Source organism: Chryseobacterium cucumeris (assembly GCF_001593385.1).
Lineage (GTDB): Bacteria > Bacteroidota > Bacteroidia > Flavobacteriales > Weeksellaceae > Chryseobacterium > Chryseobacterium cucumeris.
Map to the genome: position 1 here is coordinate 462752 of NZ_LUVZ01000012.1, position 25739 is coordinate 488490.

Consider the following 25739-nt stretch of genomic DNA (forward strand, 5'->3'; position numbering starts at 1 on the left):
CAATTAAAAGATTAGTCGAAGTTTTGAAGTTCAACAAGTTTGTGATACATTCCTCTTTTTGCAATCAGGTCGTGGTGGGTTCCCTGTTCCACGATATCACCTTTTTCCATCACTACAATCCAATCTGCTTTCTGAATGGTGGAAAGACGGTGGGCAATGACTAAAGAAGTTCTGTTTTCCATCATTTTCTCCAGAGCATCCTGTACGAATCTTTCAGATTCCGTATCCAGTGCAGAGGTAGCTTCATCCAGAATCATGATAGGTGGGTTTTTCAATACTGCTCTGGCAATAGAAACCCTTTGTTTCTGACCACCGGAAAGTTTACCTCCGTCATCCCCGATATTGGAATCATATCCTTCAGGAAGTGTGTTGATAAATGCATCAGCATTGGCAATTTTAGCGGCTGCAATCACTTCTTCTCTGGTGGCATCAGGTTTACCCATCAGAATATTATTGTAAACGGAATCATTGAATAATACAGATTCCTGGGTTACCATTCCCAATAACTTACGGTATTCTTGTAGCTTTAAATGTTTGATATCTGTTCCGTCAATCAGAATTTCTCCTTCCGAAACATCATAAAATCTTGCTAAAAGATTAGCAATAGTTGTTTTACCACTTCCACTTTGCCCAACAAGAGCAACAGTTTTTCCTTTTGGAATAGAAAGGGAGAAGTTTTTAAGAATCGTATGATCTTTATCGTAATAAAAACCAATATTATTAAATTCGATAGAATGCTTTAATGTTGAGATAGAAACAGGATTGGGTACTTCGTCAATTTTCACATCAGCATCAAGAATAGCTAAAACTCTTTCAAGAGAAGCTTCACCCTTCTGAACATTCGAAATAGATTGAGATAAACTTTTCACAGGTGGTAAAATCTGGAAGAAAATACCCAGGAAAACCAAAAAATCTGCAGGTGAAATACTTTGTTCTACAATGATTTGCTTTCCACCGTACCAGGCGATAATCAAGAACGTCACCGATCCTAAAAATTCGCTCATAGGAGAGGCCAGTTCTTTTTTTCTTCCTAAATTTATGGAGCTGTTGATCCATTTCTGCATAGACTGCATAAAACGGTTGTCCATTATTTTTTCTGCGCTGAAAATCTTAATTACCTTTGTAGATTTTAGTGTTTCATCTACGATTGAGAAAATATTCCCCATCTCATTTTGAGCCTGATGAGAATCCTTTTTCAGACTTTTTCCTATTAAAGCAATCATGGTTCCCATGACAGGCAATACTAAAAGAGAAAAAAGCGTCATCTCTGTACTTAAAAAGAAAAGCGTTACCAGTGTACTGATCAGCATGAAAGGTGCATTGATTAATTCAACTAAACTTCCTAAAATATTCCCTTCAACTTCACCCACATCATTGGACATACGAGACATCAGATCTCCCTTTCTGCTTTCTGTAAAAAAGGAAACAGGTAAAGCAAGAATCTTTCTGTACATTGCTCCACGAAGGTCTTTAGTAACCCCTACACGGTAATTGATCAATAAAAATGAACCTAAATATCTGAAAAGGTTTCTCAGTAAAAACATAAACGCTGTTACCACACAAAGCCACGCCAAAACGTTAAGTGCTCCATACTGGATTACTAAACTCTGAACATAGTAATTGGCATATTCTTTTGCGTAGGAGAAAAAATCTAAAATTTCTCCCGAATACACAGGTGGATGGCTGTATTTTTTAGCCTCAATGGTTCCGAAAAGCATTCCCAAAACAGGTAGAATAGTCCCTAAGGAAGCAATCTGAAATACAGAATACATAAGATTGAAAAACAAACTTCCGTAGATGTATTTTTGGTGGGGTCTTGCGAACTTTAGTATTTTAATATATTGGTTCATTCAATGAAAAAATTGGATAGCAAAATTACGTAAAATTAAAAGATAAGACGTTCTTAATCCTGTTTTACTTTACTGGATAAGTTTCAAAAAGTGTCTTTTTGTTACAATTCAGCACTATTAAGCATTATTTTTTTGCGTAAATAAGCCTGAACTTGGCTTAAGAACAGGAGATCGGAAGGTCTTGCTGTATAATAAAAAAAACTGCTGAAAGAGCAGTTTTTTATAATGATTTTACTTAAAATTTCACCTGATCATTGTACTTCGGAGCAAAATTTTTAGGACTCAATTTGTCAAGTGTTTTTCCCAAATTATTGATGATCTGAGTCATATTATCAAAATCTACAACGTTGATGTCATCATTTTCATGGTGATAATGAAACGCTTTGGTCATATCAACAGTAGAAAATGAATGGGCAATGATTTTCTTTTTGACAAAGCTTACATTGTCTGAACGGTAGAATAGCTGCTGTTTTGCATAGGGATCAGCATTGATTTTTAATCCGTTTACTGCATTCTGATTGAAAAGCTCATCAAGATCTGAGAATCCGTCACCTGTCATATATAATGCATTTTTTCCCCATTGAGATTCTGTAGCAACCATTTCAAAATTGAAAAGAGCAGTCATTTTATTATAAATGTGATCCAGATTTTTATCTGTTGAAATCGCTCTTGAACCCAGCATTCCTTTTTCTTCTCCATTGAATGCCATGAACACCATAGAGAATTCCGGTTTTTTATTTTTAAAATAATCAGCAATACCTACCAGAGTAGTGATTCCACTGGCGTCATCATCTGCTCCGTTATAAATATTGTCTCCACTTTTATCACTGGTTCCGATATGATCAAAATGCCCTGAAAAACCCAGATACTGATCTGACTTTCCTTTTTTGATTCCGCAAACATTGTATACAGTCTTTCCATTGTAGTCAAAAGGCACCAGATACGATTTTCCGGTACAGTATTCCAGATTATTTTCTTTGAAAAGTTTCGCGATATAATTAGCTGCATTTTCATTTTCCTGAGTTCCGATTTCACGGCCTTTCATTTCATCTGAAGCGAGAGTGGAAAGAACTGTTTTTACTCTTTCTTTGGAAACTTCCTGTGCAAAGGAAAATATTGAGAACAGGGATAAAGTAAGATACGTTAGCTTTTTCATTGTCTTTTGTTAAAATTATATGATCTGTCGTGTTTTTAATCAAAAAGTTGCAATGAATTTACATAAATTAATTTAAGAATGGATAACAAAAAAAAACAGCTCCTAAAAAGAAGCTGTTCTCACTCAAAAAATCGTTGTAAGGCTATCGAAGTCTGTCTACAGATTTTACGAGCCTCTCATCTTTACGGATGTAAATGTTTGCCATAAGCAGACAGATTACCGCAATCAATGGGAAAATCGGCTCAATACCCTTCTCAGGAATCTGAATTCCTCCGGATAAGTTTAGTAACCAGTACGCCAATACACCAATCAACAAAGCGTTTATAATGATGCTGATGGTATTCAGCAAAATTTGTCTTTTTCTGTTTTTGAAACTGAAAATACTTAATGCTCCAATAATAACAAGTACTATACAGCTTATATTAAGTAAAGGAATACTGTCTGAAATGACAACATCCTGTCCTGTTATAAAAAGGAAAACAGCAGCTAAAACTGCTAATAAAGTCCATATGGTTTGTATTCTCTGTAGCATTGAATATTAAATTCTTGGCAAAAATAATATAAATTTTGCACAATTCAAAAATAAGTGTAGATTTGCATTATACAATGTACTTGAAAACAAAAGTCACCGGACTTACTTTTCTTACTCACAATTAATTACATTTTTACATTAAATATGTTTAACATAGAAACGTTAAGGTCAAAATCCGTAACGGAACTGACTAAAATCTTAAAAGATTTGGGCGTTAAAGTTGCAAGAACCAGCAATGAAAATGACAAGATCTTTGCTATTCTTGACTTTCAGGCTTCTAACCCTAAAGTTGCAAAAGATTATTTCAACGCCACAGAAACCGCCAGTGTAAATACTGAAGAGGCTCCAGCAGAAAAACCTGCCAAAGCCCCGGCAAAAAAAGCTGCCCCGAAAAAAACAGCAGCCAAGCCAAAAGCACCAGCAAAAGCTCCGGTAGAAACTAAAACAGAGGAAATAGTAGAAGAAAAGGTAGCTGCTTCTGAAGACATAAAACCGGAAGAACCAAAAGCTGAAACCACTGTAGCAACAGTAACAGAAGAATCAGCAGCAACTGCTCAGGCAAAAAAGAAAAGAAAAAGAGTTTCTACCAATTCAGGAAATGCAGAAGTATCTCAGGAAAGAACTGAAACTCCAAAAAACACAGAACCTCAAGAGCCTGTTCAGGCCGAAGAAAAGCCTACTAATCCTCAACAACCACAGGCTAACAGACCCCAAAAAGGACACAACCATCCACAGAACAGTGGAAACCAACATAAAAATCAAAACCAACAACATCAGCATCAGCAGCATCAAAACCAAAATCAGAATCAAAACAGACATTCTGAAAAGGCAGAGGAGCAGAACGAGCATAAAAAAGAATTCAATTTCGATGGATTGGTAAGTATTGAAGGTGTTTTGGAAATCTTACCGGATAACTACGGATTTTTACGTTCCTCAGATTTCAGCTATATCTCTTCTCCGGATGATGTGTATGTATCTACAGCACAGATCAGGAATTATGGGTTAAAAACCGGAGATACAGTGAAAGGAATTGTAAGACTTCCAAAAGAAGGAGAGAAATACTTTTCATTGTTAAAACCTACAGAAGTAAACGGACGTGATCTTGCATTCATCAAAGACCGTGTAGCTTTTGAATATCTTACTCCGCTTTTCCCGGAAGAAAAATTCAATTTGGCAGGAAGCAATTCTACCATTTCTACCAGAATTGTAGATTTATTTGCACCTATTGGAAAAGGTCAGAGAGCAATGATCGTTGCACAGCCTAAAACAGGTAAGACGATGTTGCTGAAAGATATTGCTAATTCTATTGCAGCCAATCACCCGGAAGTATATATGATGGTTCTTTTGATTGATGAACGTCCGGAAGAGGTTACTGATATGGAAAGAAGCGTAAATGCAGAAGTAATTGCCTCTACATTTGATGAAGCAGCAGAAAAACATGTGAAAGTAGCCAACCTTGTTCTTGCAAAAGCACAAAGAATGGTAGAATGCGGACATGATGTAGTGATCTTACTGGATTCTATTACAAGATTAGCAAGAGCTTACAACACCGTAACGCCTGCATCTGGTAAAGTACTTTCCGGTGGGGTAGATGCCAATGCTCTTCACAAGCCAAAAAGATTCTTTGGAGCGGCAAGAAAAATTGAAGGAGGAGGATCTCTGACAATCATTGCAACGGCATTAATTGATACAGGATCTAAAATGGATGAAGTTATCTTTGAAGAATTTAAAGGTACAGGTAACATGGAACTTCAGCTAGACAGAAAAATTGCGAACAGAAGAATTTATCCTGCTATTGACCTTATTTCTTCCAGCACCCGTAGAGATGATCTGCTTCTTGATGAAGTAACTTCTCAGAGAATGTGGATCTTCAGAAAATATCTTTCTGAAATGAATCCTGTAGAAGCTATGGAATTTGTTAATAAAAACATCAAAGGAACTCTGAATAATGAGGAATTCCTGATGTCTATGAATAAATAAATTTAATTTAATATTGTTAAATAGAAAGCACGGATCATTGGGGTTCGTGCTTTTTATTAATATGATAAAAAAATTAAAACTTAATTCATTCTAAATCAATATATCAATGTTAAAGATTTATTAAAGTAATCCACAATCCTTGATAATACCTTAAATATTGGCTAATTTTGAAGTATAACATTAAAAATAAAGATTATGTCATTTGAATTACCAAAACTAGGATATGCATATGATGCATTAGAGCCAACGATCGATGCAAGAACTATGGAAATCCACCATACAAAACACCACCAGGCATATATTGACAATTTAAATAAAGCAATTGAAGGAACTGAACTAGCAGGAAAAACTATTGAAGAAATCTGCCAGACAGGAACTGACAAGCCAGCAGTAAGAAATAACGGAGGAGGTCACTTCAACCACACTCTATTCTGGGAAATTTTAACTCCTGGAGGAAGCAAAGAGCCTGTAGGAAATGTAAAGGCAGCTATCGAAAATTACGGGGGTCTCGATAAATTCAAAACTGATTTTTCTGAGGCTGCTAAAACAAGATTCGGTTCAGGATGGGCTTGGTTAGTTAAAAATGCTGACGGTTCTGTATCTGTTTCTTCTACACCCAACCAGGACAACCCATTAATGCCTGTAGCAGACGTTAAAGGAACTCCGGTTTTAGGATTAGACGTTTGGGAGCACGCTTATTATTTAAACTACCAAAACAGAAGACCTGACTATGTTTCTGCATTCTTTGATGTAGTAAACTGGGATAAAGTAGAGGAATTATTCAATAAATAATTTTCAGCTATTATAAAAATTAAAAGGAGACTGTCTCAAAAGGTAGACCAACACTCTGAGAATTTCTTAAATGACAAAATTTGTCACACAAGAGTCTGAGAGAAAGGTGCTTTTAGACAGTCTCCTTTTTCTTTTAATCTATGAATAGATTATCTTTTTTAAATTTTTCGTTAATAACTTTTGGGTCTGCTAATTGAACACTATTCCCCATATACATTTTAGCTTTTCCAGCAGGATCAGCGTAAAAATCGTTTCTTTCTTTAATGAAATTTGCTTTTGTTGTTTCAATAAAATTTTTTGGTAAGGTTATATTCAAACTTTGTTTCTTAACACCAACCAAACTAAATGTAAAATAATGGTTTAAATCATACACTTCAACAATCAGTCCTGGGAGTCCTTTAAATCGAAATGGTCCATCATGAGATGGTATGTCAGAAGTAAACCAAGCAGTAAACTTTCTGTTTTCGAGCATACAAACTGCTTTCTGACAATTAAATTCACCTATTTTCTTTTTCTCATTTTCTATTGCCCAGTGTATTGTTTCGGCGGCATATCCGTAAAACTTATTGACAATTTTATCAAGTACTTTAATTTTTTTGTCTATACTGTAAAATACCTCATGATTTACCCTTGCTTGAGGCATGGAAGCAAAGTTTATAGTGTAATTTCCTTTGTCAAAGTTGCTTTGTACGATTGAATCTCTACGCATTTTTGAGAAGCTTTTATAGATAGATTCTTTACCATCTGAAAGTAGTACCATCGTCTCTTCAAATTTCCGGTCTTTATCTAAGGAATCACGCATGAACGTGTACTTATAATAAAATACTGTACTTGATTTCACTTCTTGTGCTTGAATGAAAGTTGTTATGCTAATAATAAATAGTAGTAATAATTTTTTCATTTTTTACATAATTATAAAACTCAGATAGTTTATTTACTATCTGAGTTATTTTTTTGATTACTGATGACAGTTAATTTGTTCAACGGCTTCTGCATCGCTCATTAAACACTCGGTTCCCCATTCGCTACACCATGTTGTGTATGAATTAAGTCCGCAAGATGTTTGAATAAAAACTTGCATACATCCAAATGCTTTTACTTTGTTTTCCTTTTCCTCTTCTTTGATTTCTGTAACCTTGGAATAACGATTTTATGCCACTGTGCTTTTAGCATTTACTAATCCAGCAACTCCGAAAGCTGCTAATAAAATAATTTTTTTCATAATGAGTTTTTTTAAATTCATTATTAAAATATAAAATAAAATCAATTTGTTGTGAACTATTTTTTTATGTTAAGTGTCTGTTTATTAGTTGTTTTTGCGTCGTTAAATTAAAGGGTTGTATTTTTACTACGGGAATTCGAAATACTATTAAGAAAGACTTTCTATTGAGTATTTCAATGGAATTTAAACAGCATTTATATAAAAAAGGTTCAAAATTACTTTGAACCTTTTTATTGAGGATGTTTTAAATTTACCTTATTGCATCGCTTCCGGATAATCCATTCAATCTTAGCTTATACTTCCAGTTTACATAGGCGAAAACCTGGTATAATTTATATTCAAACTTGATTCCGTAATTTTCCTTAGGATCATAATCGATTCCGGATTCAATAATATTTCTGTATCTGCCGGAATGATAATAGCTGTTCCACTCATTGACCAAAAATGTGTTTTTTGTCTTCAGATAAGATTCTGTGTACTGGCTGATAGGTCTGGCAACAGCGCTCAGAAAATAATCGAATTGGGTATCGATAACCGTAAGGTCCCATTCTCCGTCTTCATTTTTAGAAGGCTTCATTTCATGTTGCTCTTTATCTTTCTTTGGTGTTTCCTGAGAAAAACAGCTGAAAGGTACCAATGCAATCATTACTAATAAAATAATACTTTTCATGATATAGGTATTTATATAAAAAAAGCACTCCAATAAGAGTGCCTAACTTTTTTATGGTTCTTTCTGAAGAACTACAAATGCAGGAAAGTGGTCACTGTAGCCTCCTGTAAACTGATCTCCATTCCATGATCTGAAAGGATATCCTTTGTAATTTCCTTCTTTATTGACAAGATAAGCTGGAGCGAAAATTTCTGCTTTGTACACAGAATATTCTTTAGTTACCTGATCTGAAATTACGTTTTTAGAAACAATAATCTGGTCAAACAGGTTGGGAGCATCCTGATAAGCCAAAGAAGCAACTCCTTTCTTATATAAAGGATACATCAGGTTAAGATAAGGAGTTTCCTCGCTTAAATCTTTTGGATTGGCCTGGGCTTTCAAATGGTTTTTTAAACTTGGGCTTACAGGATCGTCGTTAAAGTCACCCATAGCAAAAAGTTTGGTAGTAGGGTCTGCAGTCCTTACGCTGTCCATCTGCTGTTTTAATAAGGCAGCCGCAGCATTTCTTTTAGGTAAAGAAATTGCTTCACCACCTCTTCTTGAAGGCCAGTGGTTCATAAAAAATGCTACTTTTTCATTGTCCAGAAATCCTGTTACGACAAGGATATCTCTTGTGTATTCTCTTTTTCCGTTGTCACCGTAAATTACCAGTTCTTTTTTTAATGAATTGGTAGGGGTGAACCTTCTTTTCTGATAGATCAATGCCACATCAATTCCTCTATAGTCATAAGAGTTGTAATGAATAATTCCGTAGTCATATTTCTTTAAAGCAGGTTCGTTCACAAGGTCCTGGATGACCTGTCTGTTTTCAACCTCGATTAAGCCTACTACTGCCGGAGCTGTTTTGGTATATTGTGCTCCCATTTCAGAAATCACCTTTGCTTCGTTAGCCAGTTTTGCCTTATAAATTTTAGATCCGTAGTTCTTAGCACTTTTAGGAGTAAATTCTTCAGAACCACTTTGAATTCTTACTGCTTTTTTCCCTTTTAATGCACCGTCACTCCAGGGTCCGTCGTATTTTTCTGCTTCCAGAAACTGAATAGAATCCATAGGGATACTTCTGTGGAAAGCAGGGTTTTTAATGTCTTTGGTTCCATCAATATAATCAGCTGAGCGGATAGTATCCCAAAGGTTTTCTACATTTAAGAAACCTATGGTTGCTACTTTTCTCAGTTTTCCTTGTTGTTGGGAGAATGCCACGATCGAAATAAACAGGGCAAACAGACTCGAAAATCTCTTCATCTCTTTGGAGTTTTATTATACTATTAATTACAAATTTACTTTTTTTTAACTTGCTGCGTTTTAAATATTTGTAAATTTAAAAGCAGTAATTTGAACCTCTCTTTTATAATGATTCTTAAAAGATTGCAATGTTAAGGAAAAATAACGTTAAAAAAGTTCTGAATTGCAAAATTTGATTAATTTTGTGCCCCCAACTTTTAAACTGTTGAAAATTAACAATAAAAGTATTAAAAAATAAATATACTCATGATTAAAAAATTATCATTGATCTCTTTATTTACTTTGCTGCCTGCGTCTTATTATTATGCGCAGACAACTGTGTTTGCGTATCTTAAGGATGCGGATGGCAAGCCTGTTGAGCAAGCAAGTGTAGATTTAAAAGGAGCAGGAAATGATGCAAAGGCAGACAAAATCGGATATTTCCAATTTAAAGATTTGATGCCTGGACATTATCAGATTATGGTTACAAAACCCAATTTTGAAACTAAAATTTTTGAATTTGACGTAACCAGTGATGAGAAAAGAAAAGATCTTGGAGTAATTACTCTTTATTCTGCACTGAATGGTGCTGATCAAGGGTTAGCTATCATAGAAGATTCTGGAGAAAGTGATGGCGGTGGTGCACAGCAAACGGCCACGGTAGGTTTATTACAATCTTCTCAGGATGTTTTCAGCAGAATTGCAAGTTTTGATTTAGGACCGTACTGGTTCCGTCCAAGAGGAATTGATAGCAGAACAGGTGAGAACATGATCAATGGGGTTTCTATGGCTGCAGCTGATAATGGAGATGTAGACTTCAGTACCTGGGGAGGGTTGAACGAAATTACCCGTTACCCGGAAATTGCAGCTAACCATGCCCCTTCAGAATATGCCTTCGGAGGAACTACGGGAGTATTTTATAAAAATACAAAAGCCAGCGAGTACAGAAAAGGGAGCCAGTTGACATACTCTCTGACCAACAGAAATTATACCAACAGATTATCCTACAGATTTTCATCCGGAATGAATAAGAACGGATGGGCATTTACAGGAATGATCGCAAGGAGATGGGCACAGGAAGGGATTCAGGATGGTACCGCTTATGATGCATACAGTGGATATGTCGGTATTGAGAAGAAATTCAGCGACAGCCATACCATGACCTTAAATGCCATTGGTTCTAAATATGCCAGAAGCTCTTCAAGTCCAAGTACTCAGGAAGTATATGACTTCAGAGGTGTTCATTACAACTCTTACTGGGGATGGCAAAACGGAGATAAAAGAAATGAAAGAGTGAAAAGAGGTTTCCAGCCGATGATCCAATTACAGGATTTCTGGAAAATCAATAAAAACTCTCAGTTATGGACGTCTGTTTCTTACCAGTTTGGGAAAGAATACAGTTCAAGATTGGATTGGTACAGAGCTAATAACCCGTCTCCAACTTATTACCGTAATCTGCCAAGCTATTGGTTAAACTATAAAGATCCGTCTCCGGAGCAGGCTGCCAACATCGGAATCACAAGAGACTGGTGGACCAATGATGACCAGTCACACACACAGATCAACTGGGATAATCTTTATAATGCCAACCGAAATGTAGAATACAATGCATTATTGGGCGGAAGAAGAGCCGCTTATTATCTTGTGGATGACGTAAAAGATGATAAAGTATGGAATGTATCTACCCACTATACTTATAACTTCACCGATACTTCCCGTTTTATTTTAAACTTATCTTACCAGAACTACAGATCTGAGCAGTACAGAGAAGTGAATGACCTATTAGGAGCTGATTTTGCCTTAAATATGGATCCATTTGCATCCAATACCACGGCAGGAAGTGTTTGGGGAAAATTCAATACAAGAGAAAGCGATACTGATGTTGCCAAAAGAGAAGGGGATAAAATCGGGTACAGCTATATTTTCAGAAGACAGGAATTCAAAATAAATCCTGCTTTCAAATTCTCCACCGGAAAATTTGATGTTTTTATTTCCGGATTATTTGGATATACATCAAACAGCAGAGAAGGATTATTCCAACACTACCTGTATGAGTCTTCTTACGGAAAAGGGGCAGACCAAAACTTTTGGAATGCTGGTGTTAAAGGACAGGTTACTTATAAAATCAATGGTAGAAACTTCCTGGTTTATAACGGAGCTTACTTCTCGCAGTCTCCTTTCCTGAATGATATTTACTTTAATACCAGAGTAAGTGGTGTTACCACTCCTGGTATCAAAAATGTTGTTGTTGATGCCAACGATCTGAGTTATGTAATCTCTACTCCGATTGTTAAACTTAGATTGACCGGTTACCTTGTTAATACTCAAAACGAAACAAGTGTACAAAGATATTTTGCACAGGGAGTTAAACTAACAAACCTTACTGAAAGTGGTGATCAGGCTCCGGTTCAGGATGGAGCTTTCATTACGCAGGTACTGGCAGGTGCAAATAAAAGAAATATGGGAATTGAGCTTGGTGGACAAGTGAAAGTAACTCCTAACTTAACTGCCAGTGGGTTATTAAGCTTAGGACAATACACTTATACTAATAATCCTACAGTTTATTTTGCATCTGACGCTGTTGGAACGTTCAGAGAGCTTGACGGAAATGGAAATATCGTATCAAGATCGTATACCAACATGGGTGAGGCTACTCTTAAAAATTACAGACAAGGGGGTACTCCTCAGGAAGCATATACACTAGGTCTTCGTTACAGCAGCACTAAAAACTACTGGTGGGTAGGAGCAACTTGGAACTATTTTGGGCATTCATTCTTAGACCCATCTCCGGTGACCAGAACAGACAGATTCTATACCAATCCTGGCACACCAGGAGTGCCTTATGACCAGGTAAATGATGAAGAACTAGCAAGAGTTCTTACGCCTACAAAGCTTCCTTCAGCATTCTTCTTCAATGTCAATGCAGGGAAGTCCTGGATGATTGGTAAGTATTATGTATTGGTGTCTGCATCGGTAAATAACATCCTTAACAACAGAAATTATATTACAGGAGGATTTGAACAGACCCGAAACGTTAACTATATTGATTACGCTAATGATTATGACAGTGGCAATATGGTATTTGCACCAAAGTATTGGTATAATCAGGGTAGATCTTATTTTGTTAATCTTCAATTCAGATTCTAAAAACTAAAATTAAAAATCGAAAACAATGAAAAATATATATTTTAAAGCGGCGATCTTTAGTGCTATTTCAATGCTTGCATTCTCGTCTTGTGTAAAAACCGATGATTATGAATTACCGGAAATTAAATGTACCAACAAATTTGCAGCAGCTAATCACCCGTTAACTGATCTTGTTACCATTGCAAAAGCAAAACCAACTGAAGCTGATATCATTAAAGAAGATTACATTGTTGAAGCTTATGTTTCTTCAAGTGATGAATCAGGAAATATCTATAAAATGATGTTCCTTCAGGATAAACCTGAAAACCCAACGCAAGGGATTGAAATTGACATCGATGGTGGAAATCAGTATCTTGATTATCCTACCGGATCTTTAGTAAGAATCAATCTTAAAGGATTGATCGTTCAAGGTATTAATGGGAATATTAAAGTAGGTTCTTTTGATCCTAATTATCCTATCGGTAGAATCAACCCAAATAAACTATCCAATTACATGGCAAGAGTTTGTGACGGACAAAAGGCTGTTGTAACTGCAATAAAGCCATTAGAGTTTAATTCTATCGCTGATGCTCTTAAAAATGGTGCTCACATCAATCAGCTTGTAAAAATTAAAAATGTTCAGTTCGAAGATCCTGAATTGACAAAAACTTTTGCTGATGAATCAGGAACAGGAGACCGTTATATCACTGATAAAAAGGCTGGTAGATTAGATCTTCGTTTCAGTAACTATGCAACTTTTGCGAAATCGCCGATCTCTCCTAAATATGCAAAAAGTGGTGATATCGTTCTTCTACTAAGCCGTTTTACCAGCTCAAGTAATGCAACGATTTTCACAGATCAGGCTTATATCAGAAATCTTGATGATATTAACTTCCCTAACGACAGATTCAATCCGGGTGAACCTGATGCTCCGTCTGCTTCTGCTGTAAACCTTTTCGCAGGTTCTGACTTTGAAAACTGGACATCTTTCTTATCAAGTGTAAATACTTTCGGTCTTAAGCCTTACGCTACACAAGGTGTTGGTCTTGGGTATAATGGTACAAATTCACTTCAGATCAAAGGTACTCCTACAGCTAACGATTATGTATTTACATCTGTGGCTACTACAGGAATCCCAGCGGTGCCAAAAAGAATTACAATATATATCAAAGGTACTGCAACAGGGAAAAGTCTTTCTTTCAACGTATATAAAGCAGGTGGAGGCTTCTACGTATTCAACTTAGGAACATTCTCTACTGGTGCTACTTTAGGAGTAGAAAGTGCTAACTCTTACAACGGTTCTATCAATACAAATGGACAGTGGAGATTAGTTGAGCTTACCCTTACAGGAATTGCAGATATTAACACTACAGCCGGAAAAGATATGTTTGCGATTAAAACAGGAAATGGTGGTATATATGATGTTCAGATCGATAACATCAAAATTGAGTAATTCATTAGGATAAAATATATTCTAATACACTTTATAAAAATCGGGCAGCTTGAAAGCTGCCCGATTTTATTTTAATAGTGGATATTAAATCAATTAAGGATTTAATACTTTTATCTCTAAAAACAGAAACTATATTAAGATGGAATATTTCATTTATGCATTAAATCATACTTACACCGATGAATCCCATACAGATACTAAATTTCTTGGATTTTCTAATAGTGTTGAAAACTTAGAAAAGTTGAAAGCCAAAGCAGTTGTTCTTCCTGGATTTAGAGATTATCCCGAATCATTTGTTGCCGATTGTTATATTCTGGATAAGATACATTGGAATGAAGGATTTCTGGAGGTCATTGGTGAAATTGGACGTGACTACATTGAAAAAGGTGACGACATAGATGCCAACTGTATTTCAATAAAAGAATTAGGCTTAAATACGGTTTTCAGTGTCAGCCATTATTATACAATACATACTTTTCTGGATGACGAAAGATATATCGGAGTATTTTCATCTTTAAAAAAAGCAGAAAAAGCTATTGAAGAACTGAAAGACAAGCCTGGTTTTAAAGATCATCAGAATGATTTTAATATAAGTGAGTTGGACCTTGATATTCTTTTATGGTCTACGGGATTTTGAGATATTAAAAAGCAAAAACCACTGCAGTCTATCTAAATGCAGTGGTTTTTATTTTCTTTTATTTAACCGTAATTGTTGGATCCCAGTAAAAGTAACCGTACAGAATCTGTTTGTTACTGTCATTCGGATCTAAAATATAAAGTCCAAACTGTACATAGAAATTCTCTGTTCCTGTAGCTTTTACTTTGGAGTCGATACTCGCAAAAGTGATATCAGCGCTGGCGGCAGGAAGGCCATTTTGAGAATTCAAATTGGGTACGGCAGCCTTCTTTCTTTCCACAGAATTGTATATAAAGCTGTTAAAAACCTGATCACCTGACCAGTACTTAATATTATAGATGATTACTGCATCATCGGAGTTTTGGTATATTGATGTTCCCCTGAAAGAAACAGTATCTCCGGCTCTTGCACTGAAATTCAGATCAGCTGTACCCTGTCCGGAAATAGCGTTGGCATTGGAAACAATCATATGTTGGCTGTTATGATCAATTCCGGTAGGATTATTAGGGTCTGTACTTGGATTTTTATACGTTCCTCTTACATAATCTGTGTCAATAACAATCAGGACATCAATTTCCTGACTGGATGATTTTAGTTCTATATCTTCCATGATATTTAGTTTTGTTTGGTGTTTTCTTACTCATTGGGCTTTTCAGATTCCGCCCCGTTATTAAAGTGATACGGCTTCACTGATTGAGTTGTAATTACAATACAAATGTACAGGGCTGAAAATGAAAATATTAGAGTGAAAATGCTGAAATTTTTGATTACGTATTTGTACTTAATTAATCTCTTTTTAGTGACTTTTTAAAGCTTCAAAAAAATACCCTGAAAAGTTCAACTTTACAGGGCACCCATTTTATAATGGTTAAATCTAATTTTCGTTTAAAAAGAAACCTCATTCACTTCTTTTCCTCTTTGGAAGTTCATTGTTTTCTGGCTGCCTTTGTAGGCAATGTTTACCAGGTTGATCTGCTTAGGAAAAGCGCTTAAAAGGATCGTATTTTTAATCTTTAAGGTATTGATATCCGAAACACCTCCGGTTTCAAAATATACCCATACAGTTTCTCCACTGACCTGACTTCCTGTGAAGGTAATCGTTTTGGGAGACCCATTGACAAAAACATCAAAATTATTGTTCACATATTTTTTTACCTCTGCTTCAAATCCTGCCGTGTTAGGGTTGATTTTAATAGCATCAGAGATATGGCTTGTATTCATTTTTGTGGTAAACTTCAATGTCTTGCTTCCATCAATATAGTCAACTTTGGTCATTGAAGAGAAAAAGTCTACATACATAAAACTCATTAACACAAAAAATGTTAAAATTCCTGATATATATAAAAGTTTTTTCATCTTAATTAATAGATTTACAATCATACTTGCTAGTTATAAGTCACAAATAATATGCCAATTAGAAATTTACATTTACAGAATATTTATCATAAAAGGCTTTAATATGCGCTACAGCCTCATCAGCCGTATCTACCACACGATAAAGATCAAGATCATCTTCCGCAATCATTCCCTCTTTTAACAGAGTTGCTTTAAACCAATCCAGTAATCCACCCCAGAATTCACTTCCTACCAAAACAATGGGGAATTTTCCAATTTTGTTGGTTTGAATCAAGGTCATCGCTTCAGTCAGCTCATCCAGTGTTCCGAATCCTCCAGGCATTACTACGAAACCTTGAGAGTATTTTACAAACATCACTTTTCTCACGAAAAAGTAATCAAAGTTCATAGAATAAGATTTGTTGATGTAAGGATTGAAATGCTGTTCAAAAGGAAGATCAATATTAAGTCCTATAGATTTCCCTTTGGCATTAAAAGCTCCTTTATTTCCTGCTTCCATGATCCCCGGGCCGCCTCCGGTAATAATTCCGAAACCTAGTTTGGTGATCTTTTCAGCGATATCTACCGCCATTTCATAATATTTGTTCTCCGGCTTCAGTCGGGCAGAGCCAAATATAGAAACGCATGGGCCAATTTTAGCCAGTTTTTCATAGCCGTCTACAAATTCAGCCATGACCTTGAAGACCATCCAGCTGTCTTTGGTGATTGTTTCGTCCCAGGTTTTCTGTCTGAAACTGTTATGCAGTTTTGTTTCGTTACTATCAAATTCTGGATTTACTAAACTTTCATCCCTGGTTCCATCAATTTCCATTGCAAAAATTTATTTAAAATGTTTTTCGGCTTCTATTATGGAGGATGGTCTTCCGACATCAATAAGAATACTGTCGTGTACAAAACCATGTATATGCTCGGTCTGCATCAGATCCAGATATTCTTCCATAACAGAGAATTTGCCTGTTCTTTTTATTTTTTCGAAGATGACAGGATTGATACAATGAATTCCGCTGAATGCAAGGGCTCTAAAACCTTTATTGAATTCTGCCAACCTTTGTTCACCAGTCTGTACATTCAGCCAGCCTCTCAAAACCATATCATCATTGAAAAGGAGTTTTCTCGAACTTTCTCTGTCCGAAACCGCTAAAGTAGCAAAATCTTTTATCTTTTTGTGGTATTCTACCAATGCATTGATGTTCAGGTCTGTTAGAATATCAGCGTTCAGGATTAAAAAATCTTCTCCATGATCTAGGAATTTTCTTGCAAATATCAAGCCGCCACCAGTTTCCAGAAGTTCATTGGTTTCATCAGAGATTTCAATCTTGCACCCGAAATTATTGTTTTTATTCAGGAAATCAACAATCTGTTCTCCAAAATGATGAATGTTGATAACAAAATCCTTTATTCCGAAACTTTTCAGGTAATTAATATTTCTTTCCAGAAGCGGAATTTCATTTACCTTGGCGAGTGCTTTTGGGTGATGATCTGTAAATGGCTTAAGCCTGGTACCTTTTCCAGCTGCGAAAATTAAAGCTTTCATTTTTTATAATTGATAAATGGTAATTGATGGATGATAATACTTTGTATCATCGATAAATGAAATTAAATCATTTATCAATGATCACTTATCATTTATTTATTCAGTTGCGGTTGTTCATCGTGGTGAAGAGTTACCTGAGTTCCTTCAGGATATTTTTCTCTGATAAATTCTGCAATTTTTATAGCGGAATATACTGATCTGTGCTGTCCGCCTGTACATCCGAAGTTGATTTGAAGATGTTCAAAGCCTCTTGCAAGATAATCGTCAATATTGATGGAAACCAGAGATTTTATAAGTTCTAAAAACTTTGGCATTTCTGTTTTGGTTTCCAGATATTCCTGAACTCCGATGTCATTTCCGGTCTGGATTTTATATTCTTCAATTCTTCCGGGATTTAAGATTCCACGGCAGTCAAAAGCGAAACCTCCGCCATTTCCGGAATTATCTTTGGGAATTCCTCCTTTTTTGTATGAAAAACTGTGTATCTCGATGTGTAGCATATTTTTTATTTTTAAACCATTAAGGTTTATTTAGTTATGTTGAAGTTGCTTTATGCTTGCTCAAATATTTTCAATCTATCAGTCTGAGCGGAGCCGAAGACTTATTTATTTATTATTTCTTCAATTTTTTGCTTTGCCTTATCAGACGTTAACTGCTGAATTACTTTTTTCAGTTCCGGATAATTATTCATCTGTTCCCATGAGTCTGCAAATTGGGTAATATTTTGTATCCCTTTCTCAAGGCTGGCCATGAAATGCTGCTTTCTCTGAATCAATCCTCGGAATCCATAGGCTCCCAAAACCTGTAAAAATCTCATCATCTGAATAGGCATTACTGCATTTTTCAGTTGGATTCTTGTTTCAGGATCTTCAAACTGTTGAATATAATATTCGAGCATTTCCTGTTTGAAATTTTCCGGGAAATTAGCTTTAGCCTGAAAAAGAAAAGAGATGACATCATACATCAACGGGCCTTTCATAGCCGATTGGTAATCGATGAAAGAGATTTCATTCTTTTCATTCACCATAATATTTCTTGCCTGAAAATCGCGGATCATAATTCCTTTAGGTTCAAGGTTCTCAATGAGCACTGCAATTTTTTTAAATTCTTTAAGAAGAGTAGACTTGTTGTATTCAAGTTCCAGAAAATCGGCGACAAAGTTTTTAAAATAATAAAGATCATGAATCACAGGAAGCTCATCATAACTTTCATATTCAAAGGTTTTTGAAAAATCAATTTTCCCCTGAGTCTGTAGCTGCAATTGGTAAAGCTTTTGTAAAGTCTGCTGAACCAAAGATTTTATATTGGGCGATAATTGTTCTTTTGTAATCACCTCGGAAAGTGTTTGTTGCCCTAAAAATTCCTGGATATACATCTTCCTGTCATCTGAAACAGCGAGGATGGAAGGAGTATTAAGACTCAGGTCAGAGAATACTTCGGAATAGTAAAGAAAACTTTCATTTTCCGGAATATTTTCATTGTACGTGATAATGTATTTCTCAGTACCGGCAGTGGCCAGAAAATTTACCCTCGCAGAGCCGCTTTGAGCTAATGTGACGAATTCGGAAGATTTTTTACCTATATGGTTTTCAAAAAATCGTTTTGCGTTTTCAGAAGTCATAATATGGAAACAAATATACTAAATTAACATGAGTTGGAAATGATAGATTTAAGAAGTGATGGATGAAGATCAAAGAGTTATTATCATGGAGATGTAGAATTTTGGTTTTATTAATTGTTTTTGTGAAAAATTTTCAATGTAAGTCTGGTAATTATATGGTTTGAACTCTTGTTTTTAACTTTTTTTATTCAAATTCAGGATATTACACACTAATTTTTATCTTTGTAGTATGCTGAAAGACTTTAAACCTGTTTTGGGTATCTTATTGCGTTTTATTATTATTTATCTGGTGCTACTCTTTGCCTATCAGTTCTATCTGAATAGTGGGAAAGACTCCGGATTGGATTCTTTTTCAAAGATGATAGCCAATCAGGTGACAGCTGTTCAGAATTCGATAGGTTACCCTACAGAACTTTATGACGATCTAAAGAACGAACAGGTTTGGTTTTATGTTAAACAGAATTATGTGACGAGAATGGTGGAGGGTTGTAATGCGATTTCTGTTATCATTTTATTTGTGTCTTTTGTTTTTGCTTTTTATAAAGGAACGAAAACTTTTGTTTTTGTGGGAGCGGGACTGGTATTATTGTATGTTATCAATCTTTTAAGAATTATAGGATTGAATATTGTCATGTCAGATCATAAAGAATACGGAAAGATGTTTCACGATTTTATTTTCCCTTCCATTATTTATGGAAGTGTGGTTGCCCTTTGGCTGATCTGGATTAAATTTTTTGCCTTAAAACATGAAAATTCTTAGCTGGTTTCTGGTTATCGCAGGTATATGCGGATTGATAGGGGTAAGAGCTTTGGAAGGTACTCTTTTTTATGACCCATTTTTAAACTACTTTCACGAAGCCAATAAACATATTGAGTTCCCTGCCTTTGAATGGGGAAAACTGATTGCAGGACATGTATTCAGGTTTATTTTAAATCTTCTTTTTTCCTGCCTGATTATTTACGGGTTATTCAAAAATAAGAACTGGACCATACAGGGAGCTGTAATGATGATTGTCGTTTTTGCTATTACATTCCCGATTTACCTGTACTGTATTCATAACAAATTTGAAATAGGATATCTTTTTTCTTTTTATATGAGAAGATTTGTCATCCAGCCTTTGATCATACTATTGATAGTACCGATGTTCTATTATAGGAAGAAGATGGGCGGTGAACAAGGCTAGAAAAGAGAATCCGAATTTTTATTCTCCCTCAACAATTGTGTGTTTATCCACACTCGTTACATTTTCCGGAGTCCATTCTACACGTTTAACGAATTTTTTTTCGCGGACAGGACATTCCTTGATCTGACAAACCGGACATGAAATTGGTTTACAGTCGTCCATATGGAAATTGAATTCAATATTGCGTTTTATATTTTTAGCAAGAAGGAGAATTACTTTTTCCATTTCATTGTGTGCATCGCGAAGGTCATAATACCAGGGAAGGGTAATATGCGCATCAATGTGAAGGGAAGCACCAAACTGCTGTATTTTCATATTGTGTACATCAATCCATTCTACATGTCTGCTGCCTTCAAGGATTTTAATCACCTGATTTAATATTTCAGGATCCTGTTCATCCATAATTCCGCTTAAAGATTTTCGGACGATTTTATAGCCTACAAATATGATATAAAGTCCAAAACTTAATGCTACTACAGAATCCAGCCAATAGATTTTGGTGAAATAAACAATGATTAAACTGACCACTACGCCAAGGGTGGTAATGGTATCGGACTGAAGGTGTTTACCGGACGAAATAAGAACCAGAGAATTCTCTCTTTCCCCTTTTTTTATAGAGATATATCCCAGCAGGTAATTAACAACTGCAGTGGCTGCAATAATCCATATCCCAAGATCAATTTTACTGAGTGTTTTTCCTACAATAAGGCTGTGAATTCCTTCGTAGATAATCATAACACCGGCTATGGCAATCAAAGCTCCTTCAATTCCGGAAGTCACGAATTCTACTTTCCCATGGCCATACGGGTGATCCTCATCTTTAGGTTTCGCTGCAAGATGAAGAGAATACAATCCCATAAATGCACTGATGACATTAACGATGCTTTCCATGGCATCAGAAAAAACAGCATCAGAATTAGTCAGTTTCCAGGCAATGATCTTTCCGATAAAAAGGATAATTCCAAATGCGGCAATAAGCTTTTGAAATCCTATTTTCTCTTTGTGGGTATTTTTCTGGGTATTCATATAAGTGTTTGATAAAAAAAAGAATCTCAATTCTGAGACTCTTTTTATTTTTGTTAGTTTATACTAAGTTGTTTGCTACCAGGTATTCTGCAATTTGTACAGCGTTTGTTGCTGCTCCTTTCCTCAGATTGTCTGCAACGATCCAGAGGTTGAGCGTTTTGGGCTGGGACAGATCCCTTCTGATCCTTCCAACGAAAACTTCATCTTTTCCTTCTGAATAAAGAGGCATCGGGTAGTGGTTGTTTTTTACATCATCCATTACGATTACTCCAGGAGTTTCAGATAAGATTTTTCTTACTTCGTCCAGTTCAAATTCATTTTCGAATTCGATGTTTACACTTTCAGAATGTCCTCCCTGAACCGGAACTCTTACAGCAGTTGCTGTTAAGTTAAAGGTATCGTCTCCTAAAATTTTCTTAGGTTCCTTCATCAGTTTGATCTCTTCTTTTGTGTAATCATCATCAGCAAATACATCACAGTGTGGCAATGCATTTTTGAAGATCTGATATGGATATACTTTTTCAGTAGTTTCATCTCCGCTGATTTCACCGTTTAACTGGTCTACAGCAGCTTTACCTGTTCCTGTTACAGACTGGTAAGTAGAAACGATTACTCTTTTTAAATCATATTTTTTGTTCAATGGCCCAAGAACCATTACCAATTGAATGGTAGAACAATTCGGATTTGCGATGATTTTATCTTCTTTTGTTAAAACATCAGCATTGATCTCAGGAACGACTAATTTTTTGTCAGGATCCATTCTCCATGCAGAAGAATTATCAATTACTGTTGTTCCTGCTTCTGCAAATAAAGGAGCGAATTCAAGAGAAGTAGATCCACCTGCAGAGAAAATAGCAATATCCGGTTTGGCAGCTATAGCGTCCTTCATGCTTACGATGGTAAATTCCTTCTGTTTATACTTCACCTTCTTGCCTACAGATCTTTCGGATGCTACCGGGATTAATTCTGTTACAGGGAAGTTTCTCTCCTCCAAAACTTTAAGCATAACTTGTCCAACCATTCCTGTTGAACCTACTACAGCTACTTTCATTGATTTAAATAAAAATTTAAGATTAAACTATTTATAAATTATAACGCATATAATTTTTTTGTCTGTTTTAAGCCCCGAAGACTCTTGTCCAAGGGAATGCAAATGCAAATAAACCTACTGCAATCAATCCCATAATTACTACTCCTAAAGAAATAGTATCATTGGATTTTACTTTTTTGTTGACAATAGTCATCAAAACTGCCGCAATAAGCATAGAGAATGGATGTTCAACATATTGGAATCTTAATGCTGCATTTTTCATTACTTCTCCCATGTTTAAACCTTTGCTGAAAGTGGTGATCAGCATAATGATCCCTAATAAAAACTGAACGTGGAAGAAAATCATTGTGAAAAGAGTTGTTTTCTTCAAAAATTTGTTCACTTTTCCACTGAAACCGAACATGGTAGCCAAAAGTGCAATGACAAATAATGTTACCAAAAGAATTTCAAGATACCCGAAACCTTTGTGGGCATTAAGTAAAATGTTGTAAAAATCCATAATCCTATTTTTTTGTACACAAAGATAACAAAAATCCCGGCTCAAAGCCGGGATTGATATTGAGAAAATCTAATATTATGATTTTATTAGAAGTTGAATGATAAGGTTGCTGCCCAAGTAGTTCCGAAACCGAAATAAGCACGGTTACCCGTTGCAATACCATTGTACATTCTACCAGCTTCTTCATAAGTTTTTCCTTTATCAGGATCATTGTTTGCTGTAATTTTATCCGTTCCAAATATACTTGTTGCAGAATCAGAAATATAAATTTTATCAAACAAGTTATAAACGTTAGCTCCGATTGTGAAGTACTGAGCTTCGTTTTGTAATCTGATTTTGTAAGAGAAACCTACATCAAATAAGTTGAAGTCAGGTAATTTCAATACTCCTCTGTCCTGAGCTGCAACATTGGTGAATGTTCCGGCGTCAATAGTAGAATAAAGTTTACCTACATATCTCCATGTTCCGAAAATATTAAGATCTTTTACTGGTTTTACAGTAAGTCCTAATGATGCAGTCATCTGAGGAATACTGTTGTTACTTGAACCTCCTACTTTTACTTTATCTAAGTATAGTTCGTTTCCTGCTGAACCTGCTAAAGTAACAGGATTATTATTATCGTCGAATGAAGCTACATTAGCATTTCCTTTATAATAGTAATCTCCCCAAGAGAACATCCCCTGAATTTCTAAGAAACGGTTTGGTTTGTAAACTCCATCGAATTCTACTCCCTGGTGAACTTCTGTAATACCATTGATTTCAGAATAACCTGTAGTCGTTGTACCATCAGCTAAAGTGAAAGTCTGGCTAGTTTTTCTCAACCATCTGTCTTTCCACTGTGTTCTGTACACGTTTACATTAGCAGTGAATTTTGCAGACCTGAACCCATAACCAACTTCTGCTGAAGAAATTTTCTCGTTCGTTAAATAAGGGTTAACAAGCTGTTGGTTACTTGGATAAACTGTGTTAAGGAATGGTTGCTTGCTATAATAACCTAAGTTAGCAAATACGTTATGCTGCTCATTAATGTTATAGTTAGCACCCCCTTTAATATTATATCCGAAAATATTTTTAAATCCTGTTTTCGTGTTGATGGTTTGACCTCTTAATGTGCTTCCGTCTACTACATAGTTATCAATTCTCTGGTAACCTTGATTAGATACGGAACCTTGTAAGAATGCAGATAGATTATTTTTAGTATATTCTACTTGTGCAAATCCACTATACCAAATAACTTCTCCGTCATTGCTATACCCTACCTGATCTTCAGCTGGAGCTAATTTTCCTCCGAAAGGATTCCACGAAAGTTTTTTGTAATCATAAAGTGCATTTACTATTCTAGGTGTAGCGATGTTTTTGTTAGCCGCATCTTTATATCCTTTAGCTCCGTAAAGGTCTGTAAGCACCTGATAATGGTAACCGTAGTAGTATCTGTCGTCAGTACCGATTGAGAAATTCCAGTTATCATTAACTTTATGTTGGAAGTTTGCTAAAATACCATACCAGTTGTGTGAATTGATACTTGATCGACGAACAATTGTGCTTCCTGCACCTGCAGTATTTAAATTAACCGCTGCGTTCGCTGCAAAAAGAGCATCATAGTTAATGTGTCCTGAAGCATCTGTAAAGCTGGCATCATTGATACTTTTATTTCCTAGTCGTCCTAAATCACCTGTTCCACCACCTCTACCGTTAGACATGTATAAAACTGTACTTAATTTAGACTTTTCATTCATTGTCCAGTCCCAGTTTAACATCATCACCGGCTTAGAATAGTAGTTGGCTCTGTTTGCTAAAGCTACTTTATTTCCGTTGGAATCTGTGTAATAACCAAAATCTGAATTATATCTTCTATATGGAGTCCCGTCATGATCTGGGTTATAGTTAATATAGTTTTGGATAGTCGGTGCAAAAGTTCTTTGATCGTGCCACTGAGGTGCAGAAGTAATTGAGAACTGTAAGTTATGTTTTTTGTTGATTTCATAACCTAATGCAAAGAAATATGCATAAGATTCATAATCAGTATTTTCAATATAAGTACCTCCGGCTTGTCTGCTCATTAAGAATGATGCGGAAACACCATCCTTAGATTTTCCGGTATTATAAGCAAAAGATGTTTTTAAATAGTCATTGTTACCAACTCCTAATCTAATAACCCCACCTCTTTTCATGTCTGCGGACTTGGTAATGAAGTTCATTGTACCTCCTACAGAAGCAATCGCTAATTTAGATGATCCTAAACCTCTTTGAACCTGCAATGTACTTGTTACGTCAGATAATCCAGTCCAGTTTGAGAAATAAACAGTACCGCCCTCCATATCGTTTACAGGCATACCATTTACCATTACTGCAATGTTTCTGGACTCAAACCCACGCATAACAATTTGAGAGTCTCCGAAACCACCACCTCCTTTTGTAGCATATACAGAAGGTGTTGTGTTTAGTATTTCGACAAGTTCTTGGTTTCCTTGTCTTTCTAAAATCTGTGCAGCTTTAATAGTAGATACTGCAACAGGCGTTTTTCTATCTTTAGCGATATCTGTAACACCTCTTAAGATTACCTCCTCAATGTCCTTAGATTTAGTTTTCGTAGAATCCTGAACTTCTTGAGCGTAATAAACACTAGCTGTAGATAATGTAATAACCGCAGTTAGTATCGATTTGTTGATTAATTTCATAATCGTTAGTAATAATTAGATTTAATTTTCTGCAAAATTCGCAAAATAAAATTTAACTATTATTAACTCAATGTTAATTTTTAATAAGTCTTAATAACGTTAAAGTGTTAAAAATCAATATTATGGCTAAAAATTGAATTTTTGTATGAAA

23 protein-coding genes are annotated in these 25739 nt (G+C 35.6%); 7 read left to right on the forward strand and 16 right to left on the reverse strand.

What is annotated here, in order from left to right; genetic code table 11:
• Nucleotides 1–11: 11 nt before the first annotated feature.
• The 3 genes from A1704_RS11010 to A1704_RS11020 form a co-directional block, all read right to left on the reverse strand.
• Nucleotides 12–1850 (reverse strand): ABC transporter ATP-binding protein, encoded by a 1839-nt coding sequence (locus tag A1704_RS11010; RefSeq protein WP_062673299.1) that lies wholly within the window; start codon nucleotides 1848–1850, stop codon nucleotides 12–14.
• Between the two features lie 235 nt (nucleotides 1851–2085).
• Nucleotides 2086–3006 (reverse strand): M28 family peptidase, encoded by a 921-nt coding sequence (locus tag A1704_RS11015; RefSeq protein ID WP_062673301.1) that lies wholly within the window; start codon nucleotides 3004–3006, stop codon nucleotides 2086–2088.
• A gap of 142 nt (nucleotides 3007–3148) precedes the next feature.
• Nucleotides 3149–3538, reverse strand: a complete 390-nt coding sequence (locus tag A1704_RS11020; protein WP_062673303.1) for a DUF4293 family protein — start codon at nucleotides 3536–3538, stop codon at nucleotides 3149–3151.
• A 144-nt stretch (nucleotides 3539–3682) separates the two neighbouring features.
• On the opposite strand from A1704_RS11020, the gene rho reads away from it, so the two are divergent.
• Both rho and A1704_RS11030 read left to right on the forward strand, forming a co-directional pair.
• Entirely contained in the window at nucleotides 3683–5518 is a 1836-nt protein-coding gene (gene rho / locus A1704_RS11025; RefSeq protein WP_062673305.1) for a transcription termination factor Rho, read from the forward strand.
• 195 nt (nucleotides 5519–5713) lie between these two features.
• Nucleotides 5714–6310, forward strand: a complete 597-nt coding sequence (locus tag A1704_RS11030; protein ID WP_062673307.1) for a superoxide dismutase — start codon at nucleotides 5714–5716, stop codon at nucleotides 6308–6310.
• Between the two features lie 133 nt (nucleotides 6311–6443).
• On the opposite strand, the gene A1704_RS11035 is transcribed toward A1704_RS11030, so the two are convergent.
• The 3 genes from A1704_RS11035 to A1704_RS11045 all read right to left on the reverse strand — a co-directional run bounded on the left by A1704_RS11035 (nucleotide 6444) and on the right by A1704_RS11045 (nucleotide 9444).
• Nucleotides 6444–7211: a GLPGLI family protein gene (locus A1704_RS11035; RefSeq protein ID WP_062673309.1), complete on the reverse strand. Its 768-nt coding sequence runs from the start codon at nucleotides 7209–7211 to the stop codon at nucleotides 6444–6446.
• A gap of 571 nt (nucleotides 7212–7782) precedes the next feature.
• Entirely contained in the window at nucleotides 7783–8202 is a 420-nt protein-coding gene (locus A1704_RS11040) for a DUF6146 family protein (protein ID WP_062673311.1), read from the reverse strand.
• Nucleotides 8203–8253: 51 nt separating this feature from the next.
• Complete coding sequence (locus tag A1704_RS11045) at nucleotides 8254–9444, reverse strand: endonuclease/exonuclease/phosphatase family protein (protein WP_062673313.1); 1191 nt, start codon at nucleotides 9442–9444, stop codon at nucleotides 8254–8256.
• A gap of 246 nt (nucleotides 9445–9690) precedes the next feature.
• On the opposite strand from A1704_RS11045, the gene A1704_RS11050 reads away from it, so the two are divergent.
• The 3 genes from A1704_RS11050 (at nucleotide 9691) to A1704_RS24025 (ending at nucleotide 14639) form a co-directional block, all read left to right on the forward strand.
• On the forward strand, nucleotides 9691–12570 hold the full coding sequence (locus A1704_RS11050; RefSeq protein WP_062673315.1) for a carboxypeptidase-like regulatory domain-containing protein: 2880 nt from the start codon (nucleotides 9691–9693) through the stop codon (nucleotides 12568–12570).
• Between the two features lie 25 nt (nucleotides 12571–12595).
• Nucleotides 12596–14002, forward strand: coding sequence for a DUF5689 domain-containing protein (locus A1704_RS11055; protein WP_062673317.1), 1407 nt, complete (start codon nucleotides 12596–12598; stop codon nucleotides 14000–14002).
• A 139-nt stretch (nucleotides 14003–14141) separates the two neighbouring features.
• On the forward strand, nucleotides 14142–14639 hold the full coding sequence (locus tag A1704_RS24025; protein ID WP_062673318.1) for a DUF7336 domain-containing protein: 498 nt from the start codon (nucleotides 14142–14144) through the stop codon (nucleotides 14637–14639).
• A 58-nt stretch (nucleotides 14640–14697) separates the two neighbouring features.
• Here A1704_RS24025 and A1704_RS11065 read toward each other — a convergent pair whose 3' ends face one another.
• The 6 genes from A1704_RS11065 to A1704_RS11090 form a co-directional block, all read right to left on the reverse strand.
• Nucleotides 14698–15249 (reverse strand): inclusion body family protein, encoded by a 552-nt coding sequence (locus A1704_RS11065; RefSeq protein ID WP_034691547.1) that lies wholly within the window; start codon nucleotides 15247–15249, stop codon nucleotides 14698–14700.
• 275 nt (nucleotides 15250–15524) lie between these two features.
• The gene (locus tag A1704_RS11070; protein ID WP_226798727.1) at nucleotides 15525–15995 is read right to left on the reverse strand and encodes a DUF6702 family protein; all 471 of its coding nucleotides are present in this window, start codon (nucleotides 15993–15995) and stop codon (nucleotides 15525–15527) included.
• 58 nt (nucleotides 15996–16053) lie between these two features.
• The gene (locus A1704_RS11075; RefSeq protein ID WP_062673320.1) at nucleotides 16054–16806 is read right to left on the reverse strand and encodes an LOG family protein; all 753 of its coding nucleotides are present in this window, start codon (nucleotides 16804–16806) and stop codon (nucleotides 16054–16056) included.
• A gap of 9 nt (nucleotides 16807–16815) precedes the next feature.
• Entirely contained in the window at nucleotides 16816–17529 is a 714-nt protein-coding gene (locus A1704_RS11080; protein ID WP_062673322.1) for a nucleotidyltransferase family protein, read from the reverse strand.
• A gap of 92 nt (nucleotides 17530–17621) precedes the next feature.
• Nucleotides 17622–18029: a RapZ C-terminal domain-containing protein gene (locus tag A1704_RS11085; RefSeq protein ID WP_062673324.1), complete on the reverse strand. Its 408-nt coding sequence runs from the start codon at nucleotides 18027–18029 to the stop codon at nucleotides 17622–17624.
• A 101-nt stretch (nucleotides 18030–18130) separates the two neighbouring features.
• A complete protein-coding gene (locus A1704_RS11090; protein WP_062673326.1) occupies nucleotides 18131–19150 on the reverse strand; it encodes an aminoglycoside phosphotransferase family protein in 1020 nt (339 codons plus the stop codon).
• Between the two features lie 229 nt (nucleotides 19151–19379).
• On the opposite strand from A1704_RS11090, the gene xrtF reads away from it, so the two are divergent.
• Both xrtF and A1704_RS11100 read left to right on the forward strand, forming a co-directional pair.
• The gene (gene xrtF, locus A1704_RS11095) at nucleotides 19380–19910 is read left to right on the forward strand and encodes an exosortase family protein XrtF (RefSeq protein ID WP_062673329.1); all 531 of its coding nucleotides are present in this window, start codon (nucleotides 19380–19382) and stop codon (nucleotides 19908–19910) included.
• Nucleotides 19897–20334 carry an exosortase F system-associated membrane protein gene (locus A1704_RS11100; RefSeq protein ID WP_062673331.1) on the forward strand — a complete coding sequence of 146 codons (438 nt, stop codon included), beginning with the start codon at nucleotides 19897–19899 and terminating at the stop codon, nucleotides 20332–20334. Before xrtF ends, A1704_RS11100 begins: the two co-directional genes overlap by 14 nt.
• A gap of 18 nt (nucleotides 20335–20352) precedes the next feature.
• Here the strand turns inward: A1704_RS11100 and A1704_RS11105 are convergent, their stop codons facing one another.
• The 4 genes from A1704_RS11105 to A1704_RS11120 all read right to left on the reverse strand — a co-directional run bounded on the left by A1704_RS11105 (nucleotide 20353) and on the right by A1704_RS11120 (nucleotide 25588).
• Complete coding sequence (locus tag A1704_RS11105; RefSeq protein ID WP_062673333.1) at nucleotides 20353–21360, reverse strand: cation diffusion facilitator family transporter; 1008 nt, start codon at nucleotides 21358–21360, stop codon at nucleotides 20353–20355.
• A gap of 58 nt (nucleotides 21361–21418) precedes the next feature.
• On the reverse strand, nucleotides 21419–22411 hold the full coding sequence (locus A1704_RS11110; RefSeq protein ID WP_062673335.1) for an aspartate-semialdehyde dehydrogenase: 993 nt from the start codon (nucleotides 22409–22411) through the stop codon (nucleotides 21419–21421).
• Between the two features lie 67 nt (nucleotides 22412–22478).
• Nucleotides 22479–22910, reverse strand: a complete 432-nt coding sequence (locus A1704_RS11115; protein ID WP_034691532.1) for a hypothetical protein — start codon at nucleotides 22908–22910, stop codon at nucleotides 22479–22481.
• Nucleotides 22911–22996: 86 nt separating this feature from the next.
• Nucleotides 22997–25588, reverse strand: coding sequence for a TonB-dependent receptor (locus A1704_RS11120; RefSeq protein ID WP_062673338.1), 2592 nt, complete (start codon nucleotides 25586–25588; stop codon nucleotides 22997–22999).
• Nucleotides 25589–25739: the final 151 nt, after the last annotated feature.